Source organism: Pseudomonas sp. BF-R-26, assembly GCF_019947395.1.
GTDB lineage: Bacteria > Pseudomonadota > Gammaproteobacteria > Pseudomonadales > Pseudomonadaceae > Aquipseudomonas > Aquipseudomonas farris.
The window spans coordinates 20,448-43,093 of sequence record NZ_JAGYGK010000027.1 but is presented as its reverse complement, the minus strand read 5'-3'; the positions used below and the strand labels follow the sequence as shown (position 1 = coordinate 43,093).

General features: G+C 58.8%; 20 protein-coding genes. 11 read left to right on the top strand and 9 right to left on the bottom strand.

Going from position 1 to position 22,646, the window contains the following annotated elements:
- Window positions 1–12: 12 nt before the first annotated feature.
- On the bottom strand, window positions 13–759 hold the full coding sequence (gene fnr, locus KGB18_RS28750) for a fumarate/nitrate reduction transcriptional regulator Fnr (protein ID WP_201060847.1): 747 nt from the start codon (window positions 757–759) through the stop codon (window positions 13–15).
- A 213-nt stretch (window positions 760–972) separates the two neighbouring features.
- Here fnr and KGB18_RS28745 point away from each other — a divergent pair, with 213 nt between their 5' ends.
- Entirely contained in the window at window positions 973–3,354 is a 2,382-nt protein-coding gene (locus KGB18_RS28745; protein ID WP_223570906.1) for a phosphoketolase, read from the top strand.
- 6 nt (window positions 3,355–3,360) lie between these two features.
- Here the strand turns inward: KGB18_RS28745 and ftsH are convergent, their stop codons facing one another.
- On the bottom strand, window positions 3,361–5,187 hold the full coding sequence (gene ftsH / locus KGB18_RS28740) for an ATP-dependent zinc metalloprotease FtsH (protein WP_223570905.1): 1,827 nt from the start codon (window positions 5,185–5,187) through the stop codon (window positions 3,361–3,363).
- Between the two features lie 389 nt (window positions 5,188–5,576).
- On the opposite strand from ftsH, the gene KGB18_RS28735 reads away from it, so the two are divergent.
- Complete coding sequence (locus KGB18_RS28735; protein ID WP_201060844.1) at window positions 5,577–6,074, top strand: BCAM0308 family protein; 498 nt, start codon at window positions 5,577–5,579, stop codon at window positions 6,072–6,074.
- A gap of 14 nt (window positions 6,075–6,088) precedes the next feature.
- Here KGB18_RS28735 and KGB18_RS28730 read toward each other — a convergent pair whose 3' ends face one another.
- Complete coding sequence (locus KGB18_RS28730) at window positions 6,089–6,655, bottom strand: phosphoribosyltransferase family protein (protein WP_223570904.1); 567 nt, start codon at window positions 6,653–6,655, stop codon at window positions 6,089–6,091.
- Window positions 6,656–6,895: 240 nt separating this feature from the next.
- Here KGB18_RS28730 and KGB18_RS28725 point away from each other — a divergent pair, with 240 nt between their 5' ends.
- On the top strand, window positions 6,896–7,600 hold the full coding sequence (locus KGB18_RS28725) for a phosphoribosyltransferase (protein WP_223570917.1): 705 nt from the start codon (window positions 6,896–6,898) through the stop codon (window positions 7,598–7,600).
- Entirely contained in the window at window positions 7,593–8,270 is a 678-nt protein-coding gene (locus tag KGB18_RS28720; RefSeq protein ID WP_223570903.1) for a dienelactone hydrolase family protein, read from the top strand. The genes KGB18_RS28725 and KGB18_RS28720 overlap by 8 nt, the downstream gene beginning before the upstream one ends.
- A gap of 6 nt (window positions 8,271–8,276) precedes the next feature.
- Here KGB18_RS28720 and KGB18_RS28715 read toward each other — a convergent pair whose 3' ends face one another.
- Window positions 8,277–8,462 (bottom strand): hypothetical protein, encoded by a 186-nt coding sequence (locus KGB18_RS28715; protein ID WP_123722140.1) that lies wholly within the window; start codon window positions 8,460–8,462, stop codon window positions 8,277–8,279.
- A 563-nt stretch (window positions 8,463–9,025) separates the two neighbouring features.
- On the opposite strand from KGB18_RS28715, the gene KGB18_RS28710 reads away from it, so the two are divergent.
- Window positions 9,026–11,305: a heavy metal translocating P-type ATPase gene (locus tag KGB18_RS28710; protein ID WP_223570902.1), complete on the top strand. Its 2,280-nt coding sequence runs from the start codon at window positions 9,026–9,028 to the stop codon at window positions 11,303–11,305.
- A gap of 45 nt (window positions 11,306–11,350) precedes the next feature.
- Here the strand turns inward: KGB18_RS28710 and KGB18_RS28705 are convergent, their stop codons facing one another.
- Window positions 11,351–11,776, bottom strand: coding sequence for a potassium channel family protein (locus KGB18_RS28705; protein ID WP_123722142.1), 426 nt, complete (start codon window positions 11,774–11,776; stop codon window positions 11,351–11,353).
- 255 nt (window positions 11,777–12,031) lie between these two features.
- Here KGB18_RS28705 and KGB18_RS28700 point away from each other — a divergent pair, with 255 nt between their 5' ends.
- On the top strand, window positions 12,032–13,420 hold the full coding sequence (locus tag KGB18_RS28700; protein WP_223570916.1) for an MBL fold metallo-hydrolase RNA specificity domain-containing protein: 1,389 nt from the start codon (window positions 12,032–12,034) through the stop codon (window positions 13,418–13,420).
- Between the two features lie 119 nt (window positions 13,421–13,539).
- On the opposite strand, the gene KGB18_RS28695 is transcribed toward KGB18_RS28700, so the two are convergent.
- Entirely contained in the window at window positions 13,540–14,460 is a 921-nt protein-coding gene (locus KGB18_RS28695) for a universal stress protein (RefSeq protein WP_223570901.1), read from the bottom strand.
- 314 nt (window positions 14,461–14,774) lie between these two features.
- On the opposite strand from KGB18_RS28695, the gene KGB18_RS28690 reads away from it, so the two are divergent.
- Both KGB18_RS28690 and KGB18_RS28685 read left to right on the top strand, forming a co-directional pair.
- Window positions 14,775–15,701, top strand: coding sequence for a universal stress protein (locus KGB18_RS28690; protein WP_223570900.1), 927 nt, complete (start codon window positions 14,775–14,777; stop codon window positions 15,699–15,701).
- Window positions 15,702–15,703: 2 nt separating this feature from the next.
- Complete coding sequence (locus KGB18_RS28685) at window positions 15,704–16,621, top strand: universal stress protein (protein ID WP_223570899.1); 918 nt, start codon at window positions 15,704–15,706, stop codon at window positions 16,619–16,621.
- 86 nt (window positions 16,622–16,707) lie between these two features.
- On the opposite strand, the gene KGB18_RS28680 is transcribed toward KGB18_RS28685, so the two are convergent.
- Window positions 16,708–17,253: an Hsp20/alpha crystallin family protein gene (locus KGB18_RS28680; protein ID WP_123722147.1), complete on the bottom strand. Its 546-nt coding sequence runs from the start codon at window positions 17,251–17,253 to the stop codon at window positions 16,708–16,710.
- Window positions 17,254–17,392: 139 nt separating this feature from the next.
- On the bottom strand, window positions 17,393–18,289 hold the full coding sequence (locus KGB18_RS28675; RefSeq protein ID WP_123722148.1) for a DMT family transporter: 897 nt from the start codon (window positions 18,287–18,289) through the stop codon (window positions 17,393–17,395).
- A gap of 88 nt (window positions 18,290–18,377) precedes the next feature.
- Here KGB18_RS28675 and KGB18_RS28670 point away from each other — a divergent pair, with 88 nt between their 5' ends.
- Window positions 18,378–19,709, top strand: a complete 1,332-nt coding sequence (locus tag KGB18_RS28670) for a PLP-dependent aminotransferase family protein (RefSeq protein ID WP_223570898.1) — start codon at window positions 18,378–18,380, stop codon at window positions 19,707–19,709.
- Here the strand turns inward: KGB18_RS28670 and KGB18_RS28665 are convergent.
- The gene (locus tag KGB18_RS28665; RefSeq protein WP_201060833.1) at window positions 19,700–20,578 is read right to left on the bottom strand and encodes a LysR substrate-binding domain-containing protein; all 879 of its coding nucleotides are present in this window, start codon (window positions 20,576–20,578) and stop codon (window positions 19,700–19,702) included. The two genes, KGB18_RS28670 and KGB18_RS28665, sit on opposite strands and share 10 nt — an antisense overlap.
- Window positions 20,579–20,697: 119 nt before the next feature.
- On the opposite strand from KGB18_RS28665, the gene KGB18_RS28660 reads away from it, so the two are divergent.
- Both KGB18_RS28660 and KGB18_RS28655 read left to right on the top strand, forming a co-directional pair.
- The gene (locus tag KGB18_RS28660) at window positions 20,698–21,123 is read left to right on the top strand and encodes a VOC family protein (RefSeq protein WP_123722151.1); all 426 of its coding nucleotides are present in this window, start codon (window positions 20,698–20,700) and stop codon (window positions 21,121–21,123) included.
- Between the two features lie 112 nt (window positions 21,124–21,235).
- A complete protein-coding gene (locus KGB18_RS28655; protein WP_223570897.1) occupies window positions 21,236–22,495 on the top strand; it encodes a cation:dicarboxylate symporter family transporter in 1,260 nt (419 codons plus the stop codon).
- Window positions 22,496–22,646: the final 151 nt, after the last annotated feature.

The following is a 22,646-nucleotide window of genomic DNA, read 5'->3' as shown; positions in this document are numbered from 1 at the left end:
CGCCGTGAGGCGTCAGGGGGGCGACTGCCGGTGACAGCCGGCGACCAGTTGCTTGAGCCCCTCCAGATCCAGGACTTTGACGTTACGCCCGGAAATCTCGACCAACCCCTGATCCCGCAGATGAGCGATGCCCCGACAGATGGTTTCCAGACGCAGGCCCAGATACGAGCCGATCTCTTCACGGCGCATTTTCAGCACAAAGTCTCTGGACGAATACCCGCGAATGCTCAGCCGTTGCGACAGGTTCAGCAGGAAGGCCGCCAGGCGCTCATCGGAGTTCATGTTGCCCATCATCATGAGCATGCTGTGATCACGCACGATCTCCCGGCTCAGGAGCTTGTTCATGTTGTGTTGCAGTGAGGGCAGTTCCTGGGCGAGTTTCTCCAGTTGCGCGTAGTGCAGGGGGCAGACTTCGCTGTCCTCAAGGGCAAAGGCACTGCAGGCGTGCCGGTCGTCGCTGATGGCGTCCAGACCGAGCATCTCGCCGGGTATCTGAAAACCGGTGACCTGCTCGCGGCCGTCGACCGACAGCATGCTGGTCTTGAATGAACCGATGCGTACCGCATACAGCGAGCGCAACGGATCACCGGCCCGGTACAGGGCGGCGCCTTTTTTAACCTTTACCCGCTGAACGATCAGGGTATCCAGCCGCTCGACCTCTGGGCCGGTCAAGCCGATCGGCAGGCATAACTCCAGAACACTGCAGTTGGAGCACGCGGCTTTCAGATAATGATGCTGGTATGGACGTGTTTCGGGCATCGCTTGTAGCCCCCTGATAGTGGGGTAAAGGATAGATCGGATCGCAGTTTCAATCGGACGTTTATGGGGGCAATCGACGAGCGGGAAAGCCTCGTCCCTGGAGCCCCGGTGACGGGCCGGCGCAGGACTTGATGTAAATCAAGTCTTGCGCGTTGCAGACTCCCAGAATTGGCGCATGTTTATCGGTATACCGAGCCCCTTGCGGAGAACTTCATGAGCGATTTTTTGAGTGCCGAGCAACTGGAAGGGCTGGATGCCTACTGGCGGGCGTCCAATTACCTGGCGGTCGGGCAGATCTACCTCAAGGACAACCCGCTGATGAAGGAGCCGCTGACGCTGGCGCATGTAAAACCACGGTTGCTGGGGCACTGGGGCACCACGCCGGGGTTGAACCTGATCTATACGCACCTCAACCACCTGATCACGGCTCACGACCTGAACATGATCTTCATTGCCGGCCCCGGGCATGGCGGCCCGGCGGTCGTGGCCCAGACCTACATGGAAGGGACGTACACCGAGTTCAACCCGTCGGTGGGGTGCAACACCAACGGTCTGACCCGACTGTTCCGGCAGTTTTCCTGGCCCTACGGTATTTCGAGCCATGTTTCGGCGCAGATACCGGGGTCGATCCATGAAGGCGGCGAGTTGGGCTATAGCCTGGCCCACGCTTACGGCGCCGCGTTCGATAATCCGGACCTGATGGTCGCGTGTGTGATTGGCGACGGCGAGGCCGAAACCGGGACGTTGGCGGCCAGTTGGCATTCCAACAAGTTCCTCAACCCGGCGCGTGACGGGGCGGTGCTGCCGATTCTGCATCTGAACGGGTACAAAATCGCCAACCCGACCGTACTTTCCAGCATCAGCGAGGAGGAGTTGTCGGCCTTGATGTATGGCTATGGTTACGATCCGTATTTCGTCGAAGGCGATGACCCGACAGAGGTTCATCAAGCGCTGGCCAGGACGCTGGACACCATGGTGCAGGAGATCCGTGAAATTCAGCGGATCGCGCGCCAACGCCCGCAAACCCGGACACCGGAACGGCCCTTGTGGCCGATGCTGGTATTGCGCACGCCCAAGGGCTGGACGGGGCCGAAATTCGTCGATGGCCGTCGGGTCGAAGGCACTTGGCGTGCGCATCAGGTCCCCTTGGCCGATTTCCAGCAACCCATGCACTTGCGGCAATTGGAGGAATGGCTCAACAGCTACCGCCCTGACGAATTGTTTGACGCCAATGGCACCTTGCTGCCCGAAATAGCCGCCCTGGCACCGACCGGCCACCGGCGAATGAGCGCCAATCCGCATGCCAACGGGGGGCTGCTGTTACGGGCGCTGGAGCTGCCGCGGTTCACCGACTATGCGGTGAAAATCGAGGTGCCCGGGGGCCTGCGGGCTGAAGCCACGCGGGTGCTGGGGACATTTTTGCGGGACGTGATGAAAGACAATCTGACGTCGAGCAATTTTCGCCTGTTCGGTCCGGACGAAACCGCCTCGAACCGGCTGGACGCGGTGTATGAAGTCAGCGCCAAGGCATGGATGGAGCCGCTGGGTCCCGACGATGTCAACCTGGCGGTCGATGGCCGGGTGATGGAGATTCTGAGCGAGCAGGTGTGCGAAGGCTGGCTCGAAGGCTATTTGCTGACGGGCCGGCATGGCTTGTTTTCCTGTTACGAGGCGTTCATCCACATCGTCGATTCAATGTTCAACCAGCATGCCAAGTGGCTGAAAACCGTCGCCGAAGTGCCATGGCGCAGACCCATTGCCTCGCTCAACTATTTGCTCACGTCCCACGTCTGGCGCCAGGACCATAATGGCTTCTCCCACCAAGACCCGGGGTTCATTGATCTGGTGGCGAACAAGACCGCGGACGTGGTCCGGATCTATCTGCCGCCCGACGCCAATTGCCTGTTGTCGGTGGCCGATCATTGCCTCAGAAGCCGCAATTACGTCAACGTGATCGTCGCCGGCAAGCAACCGGAGTGGCAATGGCTGAATATCGATGCGGCGATCCGTCATTGCCAGGTCGGTATCGGACGGTGGGACTGGGCTTGCCAGGATGATAGCGATCCGGACGTGGTGATGGCCTGTGCCGGCGACGTTCCGACCCTGGAAACCCTGGCCGCGGTCACCTTGCTGCGCGAGTATGTGCCGGATTTGCGGGTAAGAGTGATCAATGTCGTCGATTTGATGGTCCTGCAACCGTCATACCACCATCCCCATGGTTTGCCGGACAGTGCATTCGATGAACTGTTCACCGTCGACCGGCCCGTGATTTTCGCCTTCCACGGCTATCCCGCGCTGATTCACCGACTGCTGTACAAACGCACCAATCATGAAAACTTCCACGTTCGCGGCTTCAAGGACGAGGGGGCGACCACCACACCGTTCGACATGGCGGTGCTCAATAACCTGGATCGCTATCAGCTGGCGCTGGATGTCATCGAGCGGGTGCCCCGGCTGCACGATCAGCTCCAGACCGCCCGGGCGCGTTACTGGGCGACGATGGAGAAACACAAGCTTTACCTCATCGAACACGGGCAAGACATGCCCGAAGTGATGCAGTGGCAATGGACACCGGCGCCAGATAACCGGGCTTGATGGGCATTACAATTTTGGTAATGCCGGGGCTGGCTTTAGCGGCATCAGCGGCGGGAATTCCTCGGGCGTGAGGGTTTCCTTTTCCAGCAACAGGCGGGCCCCCTCATCCAGGTCGGCCCGGCGACTCTGCAGCAATGCCTTGGCCCGTTGGTAGGCTTCATCGAGCAGGGCACGAATACCCAGGTCGATTTCCCGGGCGGTCTGTTCCGAATAATCTTTCTCGCCCACCGTGGCCATGCGGTCTCCCAGGTACGTTGCATTTTGCCGCTCCAGCACCGACTGTCCGAGTTCGGCGCTCATGCCGAACCGGGTGATCAATTGGCGGGCAATATCGGTCGCGCGGCCCAGATCATCGGCGGCCCCGGTGGAGATCTGGCCATAGACAAGGTCCTCGGCGGCGCGCCCGGCCATCAGCACGACAATCCGGTCCTTGAGGGTCTGGCAACTGATCAGGAAGTGATCCTCGGTCGGTCGTTGGAGGGTATAGCCGAGTGAGCCGATGGCGCGGGGCACGATCGACACTTTATGCACCGGATCCATCGCCGGCAGCGTGCTGGCGGCCAACGCATGCCCCATTTCGTGATAGGCCACGACCCGGCGCTCGTCGGGATCGAGCAGGCTGCTCTTGCGTTCGAGCCCCGCGATGAGGCGCTCTACCGCCGCGGTGAAATCGTTCAGGCTGACCGCTTCGGCGCCGCGCCGGGTGGCGACGATGGCCGCTTCGTTAACCAGATTGGCCAAGTCGGCGCCGGTGAAACCGGTGGTGATCTCGGCGATACGCGCGCCATCGAGCCCCGGCTCCACGGTGATTTTTTGCATATGAACCTTGAGGATCGCCTCGCGCCCTTTGCGATCGGGGCGGTCGATCAGAATCTGCCGGTCGAAGCGCCCGGCCCGCAACAGCGCCGGGTCGAGGACCTCCGGCCGGTTGGTCGCGGCCAGCAACACAACGCCCTCACGGGGATCGAAGCCGTCCAGTTCGGCCAGCAACTGGTTGAGGGTCTGTTCTTTTTCGTCATTACCGCCCAGCGTACCGACGCCGCGCATCTTGCCCAGCGCGTCGAGTTCATCGATGAAGATGATGCAGGGCGCCGCTTGTCGTGCCTGTTCGAACAGGTCGCGTACCCGGGCCGCACCGACCCCGACGAACATCTCGACAAACTCGGAACCGGAGATCGAAAAAAACGGCACACCGGCTTCACCAGCGATAGCTTTGGCCACCAGCGTCTTGCCGGTGCCGGGCGGGCCGACCAGCAAGGTGCCCTTGGGAATGTGCGCGCCCAGGCGTGCGTATCGCTCCTTGTTCTTGAGAAACGAGACGATTTCCACTAGCTCGGCCTTGGCTTCATCGATGCCGGCGACATCGGCGAAGGTCACTCCGGTATCGCGTTCGACAAACACCTTGGCCCGGGATTTGCCGACATTCATCAGCCCGCCAAGGCCCTGTTTATCCGCCATCCCGCGAAACAGAAAATGCCAGAACACCATGATCATGATGAACGGCAACAACCAGCCCAGCAGGCTGTTCATAAAGGTATTTTCGGTGGTTCCGGTAAAACCGACGCCCGCTTGAGAGAGTTCGGTCGCCAGTGCCGGATCGACCCGCACCGTGGAAAACCGCTCGCGTCCGTCGATGGGCTCTTGCAACTTGCCGCTGATCTGGTCCTTCTCGACCCGCAAATCACTGACTTTTTGCTCGCTCAACAGTTGCAGAAATTGGCTATACGGGAGGGGCTGCACGGCCTGGCGCTCACCAAAGAATATCTGCATGAGGCTCAGCACGATAAAAGCGATCGCGAAGTAGGACAGGTTCCACTGGTCGTTCTTTTTCATGGCCTTGGCTCAGAGTGGGAACGCAGGGTCGTTTACAACGGGCCACGACCACGCGGTCAGGGGTGTTCCACGCCCAGGGGACGAAAAGTCATTGGATGACGGCTTCCCTTTTCCGCAGGCCAGCGGCCGACCCCTTTAATAAAGATAGCCTGCTTCAGCTTCTCCCTCGCGGGTGAAGCGCTGCGCCATGCGGACTCTGCCAATAGCGGGGTGACCGACTGTCGATTGTTGGCCCGAATTGATAATTATCAACCTGTGCAGCAAGGAATCGGGTCCAAATTAAGTCTTGAAGTTCACGGTGTTTTCAATGCGCGCCGCTGCAAGGGGGGCGATTTGAAAACACGGCTTCGCGTGGGATTTTTATCCAAGTCATTTGTGAGGAAAAGACCATGGACAAGTATCAGCAGAGTCAAAAAAACAAGCTGTTCAAAACCTCGGCGCATGATCCGTATTGTTTGCCGCGAGTCGAAGGTTCTGCCATCTGCTCGGAGTGTGGAGCCGCTTATCAAGCGGGTAACTGGACCTGGAAGATTCCTGAAAACACGGTGATTCATGACGCGCAATCGATGATCTGCCCTGCCTGTCGGCGTACCAATGACAACAGGCCTGCCGGTACGCTGACGCTATCGGGCAGCTTCTTGCTCGAGCATCTGAATGAAATCGTCAACCTGATCAAAAATACCGAGGAACAGGAAAAAGCGGAACATGCCCTGGAGCGCCTCATCAGCCTGACCGATTCAGAGGATGCGCTGATTGTGACCACCACCGGTATCCATCTCGCGAACCGTCTGGGTCATGCACTTGAAGCGGCTTTCAAAGGACACTCCGATTATCAGTACAACGATGATGAGTACGGGTTGAGCGTCAGCTGGACGCGTGACGAATAGAACCAGGCAGCGAGTCAGCGGGCGGCGCCATGACGCAGCACTTCAATGCAAAACTCTATTTCGTAGGGGGGCACGTTGCATTCGACGATGTCATGGGCGGCCACTTGCAGGTGCACGCCGACAATATCGGCATGGATCGGCTGCTGGCAGACATGCCGGTCGACCAGGACTGCCGTGTAGACCCGACGAGCACCGAGTTGCGCCAGATACGCGCAGGTGCGCAGAAGTGAATGGCCTTCAAACAGCACATCATCGACAACCAGCAGGGTGGTATTGGCAAGGTCCAGCGTGTTGAGAAGCGGGTTCTCGGTCAGTGCCGTGTGTGCATGCAGCACCTTGAGGTCATCGGCATAGCGCTTGACCTTCAGTGGGTAGAGAGGCAGTTCTGGCTGGCCGGTCTGACGTGACAGATGCTGCTGTAAACGCTGTGCCAGAGGCTCCCCGCGGCGCTGGATGCCAATCAGTGCCGCTTGAGCGGGCGGCAACAGGGTTGCGGCCTGGCGCGCCATCGCCTGCAGCACCGAATCAAGTTCATCGCTGTCGTACAAGCGCAACCGCTGACTCGCAGGCAGGTCAGGCATGGCAGTCTCCCGTCGAGAGCCGATGGGTGAATCATAGCGTAAGGGCTGTGTGGGGCATGGGCGTGGGAGGACCAGTGGACAGCCTTGCGCAGGGCGTTGATATAAATCAACCACAAGGAGACTTCAGGAGCGGAATCTAAACTTGATTCAGTGAGGATCCGACGGCTGCCCACGGTCTGGAGAAGCCAGGGCACGGTGATACGAACCGACAGGCGTGATCGCCCGGGGAGGTTTCAAGTGATTCAGAGTCCTTCGTCACAAACCATCTTGCGTGATCGGGTTGATGCCGGTCGAAGACTGGTAGAACCGTTGCTCAAATACGCTCATCGTCCCGATGTCATCGTTCTCGCCTTACCCCGTGGCGGCGTTCCTGTGGCCTATGAAGTGGCCACGGCGCTGGAGGTTCGCCTCGACCTGATGCTGGTGCGCAAGCTGGGGGTGCCATTCCATGAGGAGTTCGCCATGGGCGCCATTGCCAGTGGCGGCATACAAATCGTCTATGAAGAGGCGTTGCGGGCGAACCGTATCGATCAACGCACATTCGATAACGTGGTTGCACGGGAAACGCAGGAGCTGTTGCGTCGCGAGCGTGCATACCGTGGGACACGCGCGTCGGTGCAACTCAAGGGTCAGGTGGTGATTCTGGTCGACGACGGCCTGGCGACCGGCGCCTCGATGATGGCGGCGATACGCGCGGTGCGCCTGCAATCACCGTCCCGCATCGTCGTTGCGGTGCCGGTGGCACCGCTGGATACGCTCGAAGCCCTGTATAGCGAAGTCGATGAGGTGATCTGCCCGCTCATTCCTGAGTGGATGATGTCGATCGGTTATTGGTACATGAACTTTTCCCAGACCTCGGACGATGAAGTCATCGATCTGTTGCAACGGGCCTGGCGCAGAGAATCCGGCGAGAGTGTTTCCGGTCAGGAGAATTCAAATGATTGAGGCTCGCTATCGAAAGCTGGACCTGGGGGACGTGGCGCTGTCTGCCGACTTGCGTCTGCCCAAGAACGCTGTCGGCCTGGTGGTCTTCGTCCATGGCAGCGGCAGCAGTCGTTCAAGCCCGCGTAATCAACAAGTTGCCGAGTCGCTGGCCCGGCGAGGGCTGGGCACATTACTGTTCGATCTGCTCACGGAACCGGAGCAACGCCCGGACAATCAGACCCGGAAATTGCGTTTCGACATCGAGCTGCTTTGCAGGCGACTGGTGAAGGTGATCGACTGGATTGGCCAGGATGCCGAACTGCAACAGCTTCGGATCGGATTGTTCGGCGCCAGCACCGGTGCCGCTGCGGCGCTAATGGCAGCGGCCGAGCGTGCGGACGTGGTGCTTGCCGTGGTGAGCCGAGGAGGGCGGACCGACCTGGCAGGGGCGGCGCTGGCCTGCGTGAAGGCATCGACCCTGCAGATTGTCGGTGAGCACGATCCGGTGGTGCTCAATCTTAATGTGCAAAGCAGTCATGCTCTGCACTGTGAGAAACGTCTGGAAGTCGTGCCGGGCGCTACGCATCTTTTTGAAGAAATGGGCGCACTTGAAGCAGTCGCCAGACTGGCTGGAGACTGGTTCGAGCGGTATTTGCACGGTAGTCGTCCAACGTCGACCACCACCGTCTGATGCTGGTCATACGCCAAATGGAAAGGTTTCGTCTTCCGGTTCCAATGTCTGGCTTTTTGGCAAGGGCAAGGCCGTCACCGGTGTCGTCTGTTCAATCCAGACCATGGCGTCGAATTGTTCCGCCGCCTGGACGACCCGGGCGTTTTGCGTTGCATTGAAGAACGCCTCATCGTCCTGGATAAGCCCGGCCAACTATTCGGCCAGCATGTCATTGAGCGCAAGAGCGGGGCGATGGAGGTCTCGTCAATGTGCGCATGTGCGCCGTAAAGTGTGTTCAGCATGTCTTGGGAAGGTGTGTTCATGAACGTCACCCTACAAAGCCCCCCGTCGGTTTCCCGGCAAGTGGCAGGACTGCCAGGGGATCAGTCGGCTTTGATCGGCGCGACTTTATCCGCTTTCATGGCTTCAGGTACAGATCGGGTGTCGATGGGCGCAGGCCGGTTTTTTCTTCGGTTTTCACGGATACTTTTTTCGCAGAGTCGGTCATTTCATTTCTCCTCTTAGTGAATAGAAGATACGGCGGTGTGAACGCTGACTCTTAATGTCTACGTGAACGGCCAAAGCCTGTTTGATTTAGATCAGAAAGAGCGCAGACAGCAGTGAGGGCTGGCCGCAGCCGTTGCGCTAACGATAAACACGGCCCCAATTGATGACGCATGGCGAACATGCCGGGCATTCGAGTCCTAAGCTCTATCCATTCATGTCGCATGCTTGCAGCGTTGCATCGCAAGCGCTTTTTGGAGGAACTCACATCGATGCTCGGTAAGTGGCTGGACCCGGCTCTATTGCTCCTCACCACCCTGACCCTGTTGGTGGGGGGGATTGCGCAGGTCGTCGGGAAGTCTGACTGGGCGTCGATTTGCTGGGCCGCAGGCAGTCTGGTGATGGCCCTGGTATTGCTCGTCGAGATTGCCAGGCGCCTGGCCCGGCGCGAGGCCGGTGTAGACCTGATTGCATTGCTGTCGATTGCCGCGGCGTTGTTTTTTGAACAGACGCTGGTGGCAGCGGTGATCGCCTTGATGCTGGCGTCCGGACGCATCCTGGAATTTTTTACCAAGCAACGCGCCGAACGCGAGCTGCGTGCGCTGGTCGACCGGGCGCCACGCTTTGCCTGGCTGCAAGAAAGTGGCGATTTACAGCAGATACCGGTTGAGCAGATCCAGCCGCAGCAGACACTGCTTGTACGCTTGGGCGAGGTGATACCGGTCGATGGCCGTCTACTCAGTCCTACCGCCGTTCTGGACGAGTCGGCGCTTAGTGGTGAGTCATTGCCGGTCACCCGCCGGGCAGGGGAACCACTGCCCAGCGGCGTGACCAATGTCGGTGCGCCCATTCTCCTGACTGCCACCCGAACGGCAGCGCAAAGCACCTATGCCGGAGTGGTGCGCCTGGCCGAAACCGCACGACGCTCGCGCGCGCCTTTCGTGCGTCTGGCCGACCGTTATGCATTGCTCTTCGTGCCTCTGACATTGCTGATTGCCGGGATCGCCTGGTACATAAGCGGAGATTCTTTGCGCGCGCTGGCGGTTTTGGTGGTGGCCACACCTTGCCCTTTGATTCTGGCGGTGCCGATCGCGATCATGTCAGGTATCTCCAGGGCGGCGCGGCGCGGGATCCTGATCAAGGACGGCGTGACCCTGGAAGCGCTGGCCGGGGTCAAGCAGGTGTTTCTCGACAAGACTGGCACGCTGACCAGCGGCCATGCCCGTCTGCAGTCGATTGAAACCAACGGAGCGGTCGATCCGCAGCGCCTGCTTGGCCTGGCCGCTTCGCTGGCGCAGGCCTCGACGCACCCGATCTCCCAGGCCATTGTCGCAGCGGCCTATCAGCGTGGATTGTCGCTCAGCGTGCCGCAGGATGTGGAGGAAAGCCCGGGCGCTGGCCTATGCGGGCGGGTCGATGGTCTGCGGGTGCGTTTCGGCACATTGTCATTTGTTCATAAAGAAACGCCTGTGCCTGGCTGGGCCACAACCATGCTGCGCCACATGGATTATCTGGCGTGCAGTGGCAGTTTCATTGAAGTGGATGGGGCGCTCGCCGGTCTGCTGGTTTTCTCGGACAACCTGCGTCGGGAAACCCCGCTAACCCTGCGTCGACTGCGCAACAGAGGCATCGAGAGAATCGTCATGCTCACGGGCGATCGCCTGGAAACCGCCGAGATGATTGCGCTGTCTGCCGGTATTGACGAGCTGCGTGCCGGGTTGACCCCTGAGGATAAAGTGCGTGCGGTCCAGGAAGGTTGCCTGCGCGCCAGCACACTGATGGTGGGCGATGGCATCAACGATGCCCCCGCTCTGGCGGCGGCCAATGTCGGTGTGGCGATGGGGGCCAGCGGTGCCACGGCCTCTGCGCAAGCTGCGGGGGTTGTGCTGCTGGTGGATCGCCTGGATCGTCTGGTCGAGGCGCTGGACATTGCCCGCCGGACCCGTCACATCGCCCGCCAAGGCGTGCTGGTTGGCATGGGAATGTCCTTGCTGGCCATGATTGTGGCGGCCTTCGGTTACCTGCCGCCGCTTATCGGCGCCATTGCGCAGGAAGGCATCGACGTGGTGATCATTATTAATGCCCTGCGTGCATTGATGCCGTCGCGAGGTCTGCGCCAACAGCTTGCCGGGGAGCATATCGATCGCCTGCAGGATGAACACGATCAGCTTTCCACAGTGCGCAGCGACCTGCATCAGATGGCAAATGACTTTGCCCTGCGCCCACTTGAGCAGGCGCAGGCCGACTTGGGCGAACTGGTGAAAAAGCTGCAAGTCTCACTGGTCTGCCATGAACGCGAAGATGAAAAAAACCTGTACCCGCTGCTGACGCGAAGCATGCAGGGTGAGGATCCCTTGTCGGCATTGAGTCATGCCCACCGAGAGATCTTTCGCCTTATCCATTTGCTGGCGCGTATGAGCGCTGACTTCAGTGCCGACCCTGCAACGGCTTGCGCCGATGAGATTCAGCACCAGTTGATTCGTCTGGATACCCTTGTGCAACTGCACTTTGAACAGGAGGAGGAACTGTTCCGTTATCTCGACAGGCGCTAATGAAAAACCGGTTTCAGTCGATCCATGCAAGGGAAGGGCGGCGGGTTATTTGCGCTTCCAGTACTTCTGCATTTCGATAAACAGAAAGGATGCCGTCCAGGTGATGAGTACCAGGCCGGTCAGGGCCTCCAGACCTGTCAGGTACTTGAGGTTGCCCACGGGTGAAATATCGCCGAAACCGATTGTTGTGTATGTAGTGAATGAAAAGTACACGCAGTCCATCAGTGAACCATCGAAGTTGCCGATCAGGCTGCCCCATTCGCCGGAGCGCACCATCAGGTAATAGACCAGCGCGAAGCACCAGACCTCTATTGCATGGGCCAGCAGCGCACCGAACACCCCGACGACGATCCTGAAACGGCTCCAGAGTTTAAGCCTCGGTAACCAGTCATTGAGGCGTAACAGGCATTCGTAGTGGATCACCACAGCGATGACCACCACCAGCGTATTGATAAACGTGACCGCGAACATCATGCACCTCCAACCGATCAGTTTTTCTACACTTGAACGACACCAAGACATTGAGCTAAATCAACAAGGCTGCTGTGAGTGCGTCCGGCTATCACTAGCCGGTCATTAGTTGACAAAAATCAGAGCCCCACGGCGATAACCCCAGATACTGTTCTTCACAGCCTGACACTTCCCTGCCGCGATGAACTGAGGGGAAAAACCATGGATAAGCGTTTATCCGTCGGGTATGGCGTTACCTGGTTTGAGGAAATGACGATGCGAATGACATTTCTCGGTGCGGCGGGCACGGTGACCGGCAGCAAGTACCTGCTGGAGCATCACGACCACCATGTGCTGATCGATTGCGGTTTGTTCCAAGGCTATAAGCAACTGCGTTTGCACAACTGGGACCCTTTCCAGGTACCGGTTCGCGACCTCGATGCCATCGTACTGACCCATGCCCATCTGGATCACAGTGGCTATCTACCGGTGTTGGTGCGCAACGGTTATCGCGGGCCGGTGTATGCCACGCCCGCGACCTGTGAACTGGTGAAAATCCTGCTGCGTGACAGTGGCCGCTTGCAGGAAGAGGAGGCCGAATTCGCCAACCGTCATGGCTTCTCCAAACACACCCCGGCGCTGCCGCTTTATACCGAGCAAGACGCCGAGCGGGCGCTGAAACTGTTGCGGCCAGTGGAGTTGCACCACCGGGTCGAGATTGTGCCGGGGATGAGCATCCTGTTGCGCTGCGCCGGACATATATTGGGCGCCGCCACGGTGGAAGTGGTGGCCGATGGCATGACGCTGGTGTGTTCCGGGGATCTGGGGCGGCCGAACGATCCATTGATGTTCGCCCCGGAAATCATCGAGCAGACCGATTACCTGCTGGTGGAGTCGACCTACGGTGACCGACTGCACCCCGTTGAATCCCCGGAGGAGCAACTGGCGCAAGTCATCACCCGCACCGCTTTGCGCCACGGCATCACGCTGGTGCCATCGTTTGCGGTCGGACGCGCGCAATTGCTGATGTATTACCTGTACAGACTTGTCCAGAAGCGGGCGATCCCGGACCTGCCGATCTACCTCAACAGCCCCATGGCCACCGACGTCACGCGCCTGTACCAGCGTTTTCGCAGCGAGCACCGGCTGTCCCCGCAGGAGTGCGAAGGCATGTGCCATGTCGCGCATTTCGTGCGCTCGACCCGAGAGTCTATCGAACTGGACCAGCAACGCACCCCGGCGGTGATCATCGCCGCCAGCGGCATGGCCACCGGTGGGCGCGTACTTCATCACCTCAAGGCACTTGCCCCCAACCCGTTGAATACGCTGCTGGTGCCGGGCTTCCAGGCGGGCGGTACTCGCGGTGCGCAGATCGTCGCCGGTGCTCCATCGGTGCGTATCCACGGCAAAGACGTGCCGATCCGGGCTGAGGTAGTACCAATGGAAACCCTGTCCGCGCATGCCGATGCGGATGAAATCATGCAGTGGTTGCGCGGGTTCAAACGGCCGCCGAAACATACCTATGTGGTGCACGGGGAACCGAATGCCTCGGATGTACTGCGCCGGCGTATCAGTCTGGAACTGGGCTGGTCGGTTTCGGTACCGGAGTACCGTGACAGTGTTGAATTGACCCCCGTCGATCAGCCCTCAAGCCCATCACGCTGACCGTAAATTCCTTGGCCGGTTTTTCGGCAAGGTTGGGGTATCTCGGGCGAGCAGCTGGTGATCGGTGATCTGCGGTTCAGCGCCCGGCAGTAGTGACCGAGCGCTGTCGCGACGTCCCTCTACAGATCCTCAGGGGAAACCACCCATACACTGCACGGCATTTTGTACAGCAGATGCTCCACCGTGCTACCCACCAATCGGCCCATGCCACGATGGCCGACCCGGCCCATGACAATCACGTCGACGTTGTACGCATCGGCGTAATGGGTAAGGACCTTGGCCGGGTTGCCCATGATCATGTGCTGTTGCTCCGGTGCAATACCGTTGCGCTCGGCCAGTTCGTGGAAGGCATCGGCCTGTGCGTCGAACAGTGTCTTGGCTTTGCCTGGGGAGAAAAACGTCGAGGCGTTGTCGAAATCGAACTCGTCCGCGCTGATCGATGACAGGTCATGGGCATAGATAACGTCGAGTTCGGCGTTACAGGTACTCGCCAGTTTTGACGCCTCGCGCAGAATCCTGTCGTTGAAATCCTCGTACTGAGTATTGCTATGGAAGGGATCGACTGCGGCGACGATCTTGCGTGGCAAAGCGTGCTGCACATGGCTGACAAAATGCAGCGGCACCGGGCATTCGCGCAGCAGATGAATATCCAGGGGCGTGAACATGATCCGTGACAGCAGCGACTCGTACTCCAGAGCCTTGATCAGGACTGCCATCGGCTGTTCTTTGAGGTGAACGAGGATTTCCTGCAACGGTCTTTCAACCCAAACCACCTCAGTGGTGACGGGCACACCGATTTTACGCAAGGGACGGGCCTGTTCTTCGAGCCATTGGCGATGGCGCTCGACATACCCGAGCCGCATCTGCTCCAGCACTTGTTCATTGACCAGGCTGGCCGTTGCCAAACCTTCCAGGTAATCGAAGGCGACGATGTGCAGGGCCGCGCCCGATGCCTTGGCCAACGCGGCGGCCCGGTCGAACGCGGGGCTGTTTTCCATGAGGGGCGAGACGACCAGCATGAAGCGTAATTGCTCAGACATGACAAAACTCCCGTCAAAAATTGCAGAAACACCTGTGCTCCATGGCACCCATGCGTATGGGCACCCCATTTTTTTATCCTGTCACTGAGCGGGGGAATGGGATTGATCTTTATCAACCTGGCGAGTGATGCAGCATGCTCCCCGACGTGTGGCGGGTTGCGCTGTAGAGCCGCCTCCGGGTTTGCTTCCAGCAAAGTGACAATCCTGGAGAACGGTCGACCCTATAGCTGACAAAGATCAAATTCCCCGAATCTGAAGCGCTCACTCTGTGGTTCTACCCACTGCATCGAGATGGCCGTGCGCCGAGGTGCCCTATGTCGCAGACACAGCGTTTACTGTTGATCGCTCCCCCAGCCATGACCCGTACGCCAGCGTTCGACCGGGCCGCCATGTTGGCCCGCGCGATGCAATTGCCGTTGCACATCGTGGCATTCGATTATTTGCAGGCTCTGGCGGTCGCCGGCCTGTTTGCCCCCGAGCAAATCGCCCTGGCCCGGGACGGTTATTTGCAAACCCATCGGCAATGGCTTGCCGAACAAGCCGAGCTGATGAACAAACACGGCGTTGACGCTACCAGCGAGGTGGTGTGGGTGCAGCATCCTTACGAGGAAATCCTGCACTTCGTCAACGAGATGTCGCTGGCCCTGATCATCAAGGACGCCAACGAAGAGTCGGCATTGAAGCGGGTGTTTTTCACGCCACTGGACTGGCAGTTGTTGCGCGACTGTCCGGTGCCGGTGCATCTGGTGACCAACGCCCTGAACCCCCGGCCGCGCAACGTGCTGGCCATCGTCGATGTCTTGCGTAGTGAAGACCAGGACCTGGTGTTCAATGACCAGATTATTGACGCCGCCACGAAGCTGGCTGAACTGTGTGAAGCCCGGATTGAATTGGTGCATGTGTATGACTGGACGGCCGTGTATGCCCAGGACATGGGGATGGGCGCACTCCCTTTGGCCACCGGTCTTTACGAGGCATTGGGAGTGGCGCAACACGAGGCATTTGCGGCGTTGGCTGAACGCCATGGCGTGCCAACGGAATGTCGCCACTTCATCGAGGGTGCACCGTTGTCGAGTATTTGCAAGTTCGCGGAAGACCACCACACCGATGTCATTGTGATGGGAACGGTGCAGCACACAGGGTTGAACAAGCTATTGGGAACCACTGCCGAACAGCTCTTGCATCGTGCGCCTTGCAGTGTGCTGGCGATCAAACCCGGCAGGATGTTACAAGGAGAGTAGAGGTGAAAATTCAACGTCTGCTATTGATTGCCCCGACCGAAATGGACCGCACCCCGGCTTTCGATCGGGCGCGAGCGCTGGCCTGTGCAACCGGTGCAATGTTGCACATTGTCGCTTTCGATCATGTTCAGGCACTGGCGGTGGCCGGCCTGTTTGATCACGACGCGATGGCCCAGGCGCGGGAAGGTTACTTGCAGGTGCATCGTCACTGGCTGGAACAGCAAGCCCGGTTTCAACGATGCGAGGGGTTGCAGGTGACCACTGAAGTGGTCTGGGCCAAACCGAGCCTGGCGCATCTGCTTGAGTACGTGAATGACTTCCATGCAGACCTGGTGATCAAGGACACACACCGCGTGTCGGCACTCGATCGTGCCTTTCACCGACCTCTGGACTGGCAGTTGCTGCGCAACTGTCCGGCTCCTTTGCACTTGGTCACCGATGCCGCAAATCCAAACCCATTGAGCATACTCGCCACCGTCGACCTGTCCCATCTGGAGGCGCTGACCCAAGGGCTTAATGATCGGATTCTCGACCTCGCCTCGACGCTGGCTGAATCCTGCGGCGCCACCTTGCACTTGCTCAACGTCGACGGCTGGTCGGAGTTGGGGGAGTCCGAGGTGAACGTGCCGACAGCGACACTCGATGGCAGTTTGCGAGATGCGGTCATCGATGCTCAGCTGGAGGCCTTTGAGGTGCTTGCCGAGCGCTACGGAATCGAGAAACAACAGCAACATTTACTGCCTGGCATCCCCCCTGAGGTGATCGCACATTTTGCACAACGACATGCCTTCGACATGGTGGTACTGGGGACAACCTACCATCGCGGGATCGACAGGTTCATCGGCAGTACGGCTGAAAGTGTGTTGAACCGGTCGCCCTCCAGTCTGACGATCGTCAAGCCATTGCCCCGGGGCGACTGACAGGTTCTGTCTGGCTCCTTTACGACCACAAAAAAAGCCCCTTGCCGGTTTCCCGGTAAGGGGCTTTCTGTCGCGCTAAGGGCGATTCAGCTTGATTTGATTTGCACCTTTTTGTCCGCGTTCATGGCTTCGGGCTTCTTCGGCAGCGAGATACTCAGCACGCCTTTGCTGAAATTCGCTTCGATCTTGTCGGCATCGACGCCTTTGGGCAGGCTGAACGCCCGCTGGAAGGAGCCATAGTGCCGCTCTGACAGGTGATAGCCCTTTCTTTTTTCTTCCTTGTCCTCTTTCTTTTCACCCTTGATGATCAGATTGCCGTTGGACAATTTGATGTCGATATTTTCCTGATCCATGCCTGGCAGTTCGGCAGTGATTTCGAAGCTTTCATCCTTCTCGGTAATGTCCACCGCAGGCAGGCTGCGGCCGATAAATTCCCGACTCCAGAAGGGTTCGACATCAAACAGCCCACGCCGGAAAGGCGTCAGCGCCGAGCCACGATTGAAGTCTTCGAACAGGTGATCGACCTGCTGGCGCAGTTTTTCCAGGGGCCGCCAAGGGTCCGTTGCCATCTGTTGCTGATCGGTTTTTTCGTCGTCGGTATGCACCGGCATTTTTTTCTCGAAATTGGCCATTTTTCATTCCTCCTTTCCAGTACGGCGGTGGGCCGGGAACATCTCGGAGGCCGGTCCACCACAACAGATTCAGGCCTTACCTTAAAAGGTTAGTATTCCTGTGGCTCAGAGGCCGACCAACAGTCGGTTTCTGAACCGTCTATTTCGAGAATTTTCGTGCGCCGACCACGCAAAGAATCACCGCAACGGTCACACCCAACATGCCAAGGCTGACTTGCTCGTGCAGCAGCGTGGCCGCCAGCGCCAGACCAAAAAATGGCTGTAGCAATTGAAGCTGACCGACGGCGGCAATTCCGCCCTGGGCGAGTCCGCGGTACCAGAACACGAAGCCGAGAAACATGCTGAACAGCGAGACGTAAGCCAGGCTGAACCATGCGGTCGGGGTGATTCCCGAGAGCGAAGGCGGGGCCAGGAACCAGGTCAGCGGGATCATGACCGGCAGCGATAGCACCAAGGCCCAGGAAATCACCTGCCAGCCGCCCAGTGTTCTTGAAAGCTTCGCACCTTCTGCATAGCCCAATCCGCAGGCGAGGATGGCCAACAACATCAGGATGTCCCCCGCAGGAGACGCGGTCAGGCCCTGGGAGACGGCAAAACCCACCACCAGCAGGCTTCCCAACACCGAGAAGAACCAGAAAACCGGCCGGGGACGCTCGCCACCGCGCCAGACCCCGAACGCTGCCGTGGCCAATGGCAACAGGCCAACGAAGACGATGGAATGCGCAGACGTCACATATTGCAGCGCCAGCGCAGTCAGCAGCGGAAAGCCGAACACAACGCCCAGCGCCACGATTGCCAGGGAGAGAAGCTGACTCTTGGCCGGCCGTTTTTCGTTGAAAAGCAGCAACATGCACAGCGCCAAAATGGCAGCGATACTTGCCCGGGCAACGGTCAAAAAGACCGGGTCAAATTCCAGAACGGCCACCCGTGTCGCGGGCAGCGAGCCGCTGAAAATGAGCACGCCAATGAACCCGTTGAGCCAGCCGCTCGCGGTCTTTTCCGTGGTGTGGGTTTGCAGGTTCGAAGTGCGTTCCATTGAGGACTCCCTTTATGCAGGTTGCATGGGAGGCATCGTATGGACGAAACTCAATACAATCAAAATATTGTCATGGATACACTTGCGCATGCCTCGCTCTCGCTACAAATCACTGGTGGATGCGTTTGCGGCGGATATCCGCTCAGGACGACTGTTGCCAGGTACGCGCTTGCCGACCCACCGCCAGTTGGCGGCAACGGAAGGCCTGGCCCTAGTGACGGCCTCTCGGGTCTATGCGGAGCTGGAAGTCATGGGTCTGGTCAGCGGGGAGATGGGGCGGGGCACCTTTGTCAGGGAAACCTCGTGGTCGCCCGGCCAGAGCATCGACCAGCATAGCGTTGCCGCTGGCATGACGGACCTGAACTTCAACTATCCAGCGCTTCCCGGGCAGGCAGAACTGCTACGAAATGCCCTGCGCCAGCTCGCATCGGCCGGCGATCTGGAATCGCTGCTGCGCTACCAGCCACACGCGGGGCGCCTGCATGAGCGCGCCTCTGTGGCACGCCATCTGCGAGTCCGAGGCCTGACGGTCGAGGCGGAGCAGGTGCTGATCGTCACCGGTGCCCAGCAGGGGTTGGCCGTGACGATGATGGCGCTGTTGCAACCCGGTGACGTGATTGCGGCGGACGCCTTGACCTATTCGGGCTTCAAGGCCCTGGCAGACTCACTGCACCTTGAAATCGTGCCCATTCCGGTGCTCGATCACGGCCCGGATCTGGAAGCGCTGGAAAGCCTTTGCCAGCATCGGCGCGTGCGGGCCGTGTACACAATGCCGACCCTGCACAATCCACTGGGGTGGGTGATGAGTGCCGATCAACGAGACTCTTTGGTGACGATTGCGCGCCGTCATGGGCTGTTGATCATCGAGGACGCCGCTTACGCCTTCCTGGCGGAAAATCCCCCCGCGCCGCTGGCGGTACTCGCCCCCGAGAGGACGGTCTACGTGTCAGGGCTCTCCAAAAGTGTGGCCACCGGGTTGCGCGTCGGCTTCGTCGTCGCCCCCCTCCAGCACGTTCCCGCGCTGGAGCGCACGATCAAAGCGACCACCTGGAATACCCCGGGCGTGATGACGGCTATCGCCACTGCATGGCTCGACGACGGCACCGTCCTGCAACTGGAAGCTGAGAAGCGCCAAGACGCGCAAGCGAGACAAGCCGTGGCCGGCGAGGTACTGGCGGGACTGCGCTGCATTCGCCATCCATCGTCGTATTTTCTTTGGCTGCCGTTGTCGGAAGACGCAAGGGCCGACCAGATCGCCATGGCGTTAATGCGGGAAAACGTGTCGGTTTCAACTGCCGAACCGTTTGCCACTTCGGCCAACGTTCCGCACGCGTTTCGCCTGGCGCTGGGCTCGGTGGAGATGGGCGCATTGAGGGAGGCGCTGGAAAAAGTGAAGTGGATGATTGGGGCTTATTCGTAATCGCTCTGAACCTGCTCAACGATCAGTTGGGCCAGTACCCGTACCGGCTCGGTAAAACTTTGCCGTGCCCGATGGACGAGGCCGATATCGCGATGGAAGGTGTGTTGCCCCAGATCCAGCGCGCGCACCCCGGCGGGCCAGTCCTGATGGGTCGCCGTCTGCGGCACCAGCGCTACACCGACGCCATTTTCGACCAGCTTGATAATGGCCTCCAATTCATCCAGCTCGCACACTTCACGCAAGGTGAAATGCATCTGCCGCAAGAAACGATCGACCTGCCTGCCGCCGAACGATGATCGGTCATAGCGAATGAAGGGTTGGCTGGAAAGCAGTGCCGACCAGTCTTCTCCGGGCACATCGCGCGGAACGATCAGCCGGTAGGGCTCAAGTGCCAGAGTCGTCCAGCGCAGATCGCTTTGCAGCGAGAAGGGCGGGCGAATGATCACCGCCATGTCGATCTCGCCGGCATCCACCAGGTTGACCAACTCCATCGACAGACCCGGGATCACACGGGTTCGGCATTGCGGACATTGTTGGTGAAATTTGGCGAGCGCATCCGGTAAGTACGAGCGCTGCACGGAAGCGATGGCGCCGATGTTCACCAGCACGCTGGCCGGCAGCCCAACCGTGGTGGACCCCAGATTGTCATAAAGGCGAAGTAGCTCCTGCGCCTGCAGAAGTATCTGATGCCCCATCCTGTTCAAGTGAGCCGAGCGGCCCTTGCGGTCGAAAATCTGGAAACCCAGCTCGGCCTCCAGACGCTGCATCTGAGCGCTCACAGCGGCCTGGGTCAGCCCGATCCTGTTGCCGGCAGCGGCAAAGGTGCCTTCCCGCGCGACGGCGATAAGTGTTTTCAGTTCTTTGATCATTCACAAATATTAATTGTGTTTCTAAGAAATATATATTGATTTTTTTGCTTGGTCTGCGGCTCTACGATTGGCTCCGTAATCAAAAACAAAACCGATAAAACACCTTGATTGGAGTTCCGATGAGCCTTTCTCCTTTTCACCTGGCGATCCCTGTTTATGACCTCGCGGCGGCACGCACCTTTTACGGTGAAGTGTTCGGGCTGCAAGAGGGACGCTCCAGCACGCAGTGGGTCGACTTTGATTTCTACGGTCACCAACTGGTTATCCATGAGCACCCAAAAACTGCTTCTCAGGAGAGCGTGCATAGCAATCCGGTAGACGGGCACGACGTCCCCGTTCCGCACTTCGGCATCATCCTGGAGTGGCTGCAGTGGGAAGCCCTGGCCGAGCGACTGAAGTCCTTTGGCACCGAGTTTGTGATTGAGCCTTACATTCGATTCAAGGGGCAGGTCGGCGAACAAGCCACGATGTTCCTGTTCGATCCGTGTGGTAACGCACTTGAGTTCAAGGCGTTCAAGGATATGAGCCAGCTCTTCGCCAAGTAATAAAAGCAGTGGCACAACCTTGTTGTGCCATTCGAATTCAAATGAGCTGGAAGCTCATGACTCTAGCAACTGCTACTAACGCAGTCCTTTCATTCCAACAAGAAGGCTAGACATGAAACGTATCCCTTTGGTTTGGCAAATAGTTGCCGGGCTGTTGCTTGGCGTGCTCGTCGGTTGGTACTTCAATACACACCCGCAATATCAAGGCTGGATCAGTTCTGAAATCCTCAAACCCCTTGGCGATATCTTTATCAAGATGATGAAGATGGTCGTTGTTCCCATTGTCTTCTGTTGCATGATCCTGGGTATTGCCGGCGGCGGTGATAACAAGTCTTTTGGGCGCATGGGCATCAAGTCGCTGGGGTATTTCTTCGCGATTACCGGTCTGGCCATAGTGATAGGGCTGTGTTTCGCCAATATTTTCGAGCCCGGCACGGGCACTGATATTTCGGGCATTTCCCACAGTACCGCTTCGGTCAACATGGAGCCTTCGAAGGGCGCTCTCGTCATCCTGCAGAACATCGTTCCCGATAACGTTTTTGTCGCGATGTCGGAAGCGAAGTTGCTCTCGGTGCTGTTCTTCGCCGTGCTGTTTGGCCTGGCATTGAACTCACTCCCCAGAGAAAAAAGCGCACCGGTGGTGGCGGTGGTTCAAGGCATCTCTGATGCCATGTTCAAGGTCGTCAGTATTGTCATGGCTTATGCGCCGATCGGTGTATTCGGCATGATCGGCGCCACCGTTGCGACCTTCGGTTTTGCCTCGCTCTTGCCTTTGCTCAAGTTGATCGGTGTGGTTTACCTGGCTCTGATTGTCTTTGCGCTGGTGGTGCTGGGCGGTATTTGCTACCTGATTGGCGAGAATATTTTCAAACTGATCAAGTATTTCCGTAATGAACTGATTCTGGCGTTCTCCAGCGCCGCATCGGCGTCGGTCATGCCGCAGCTGATGAGCAAGCTGGAACACTATGGCGTGCCGCGCCGTATCGTCAGTTTTGTGGTGCCGGTGGGTTACGCATTCAACCTGGATGGCGCGTCGATCTTCCTCGGCGTGGCGACGATTTTTGTCGCGCAACTCTATGGGATCGACCTGTCGCTGTCCCAGCAGATCTTGCTGGTGGTGACGATGGTGCTGACGTCCAAAGGGGCTGCCGGGGTTCCCGGCTTCGCCATCATCATCCTGTCCGCCACCTTGGCATCGGCCGGTCTTCCACTGGAAGGGGTCGCGCTGATTGCCGGTATCTTCCGGATTATCGACAGCGGTACCACCACCCTGAACGTGCTGGGCAATGCGATTGCGCCCTTGGTCATCGCCAAGTGGGAAAAGGTCAGCATTGAGCCTTCAGGGGTTGCCCGAGTGGTGCAGAAAACCTGATCACCATCCTCCAGTAAAACGCAATTCCCTGTGGGAGCGGGCTTGCTCGCGAAGGCGTCATAACATTCAACATCTATGTCGACTGTCAGTCCGCTTTCGCGAGCAAGCCCGCTCCCACAGGTTCCGTGCAATAACCCGTGTCAGTTACTTA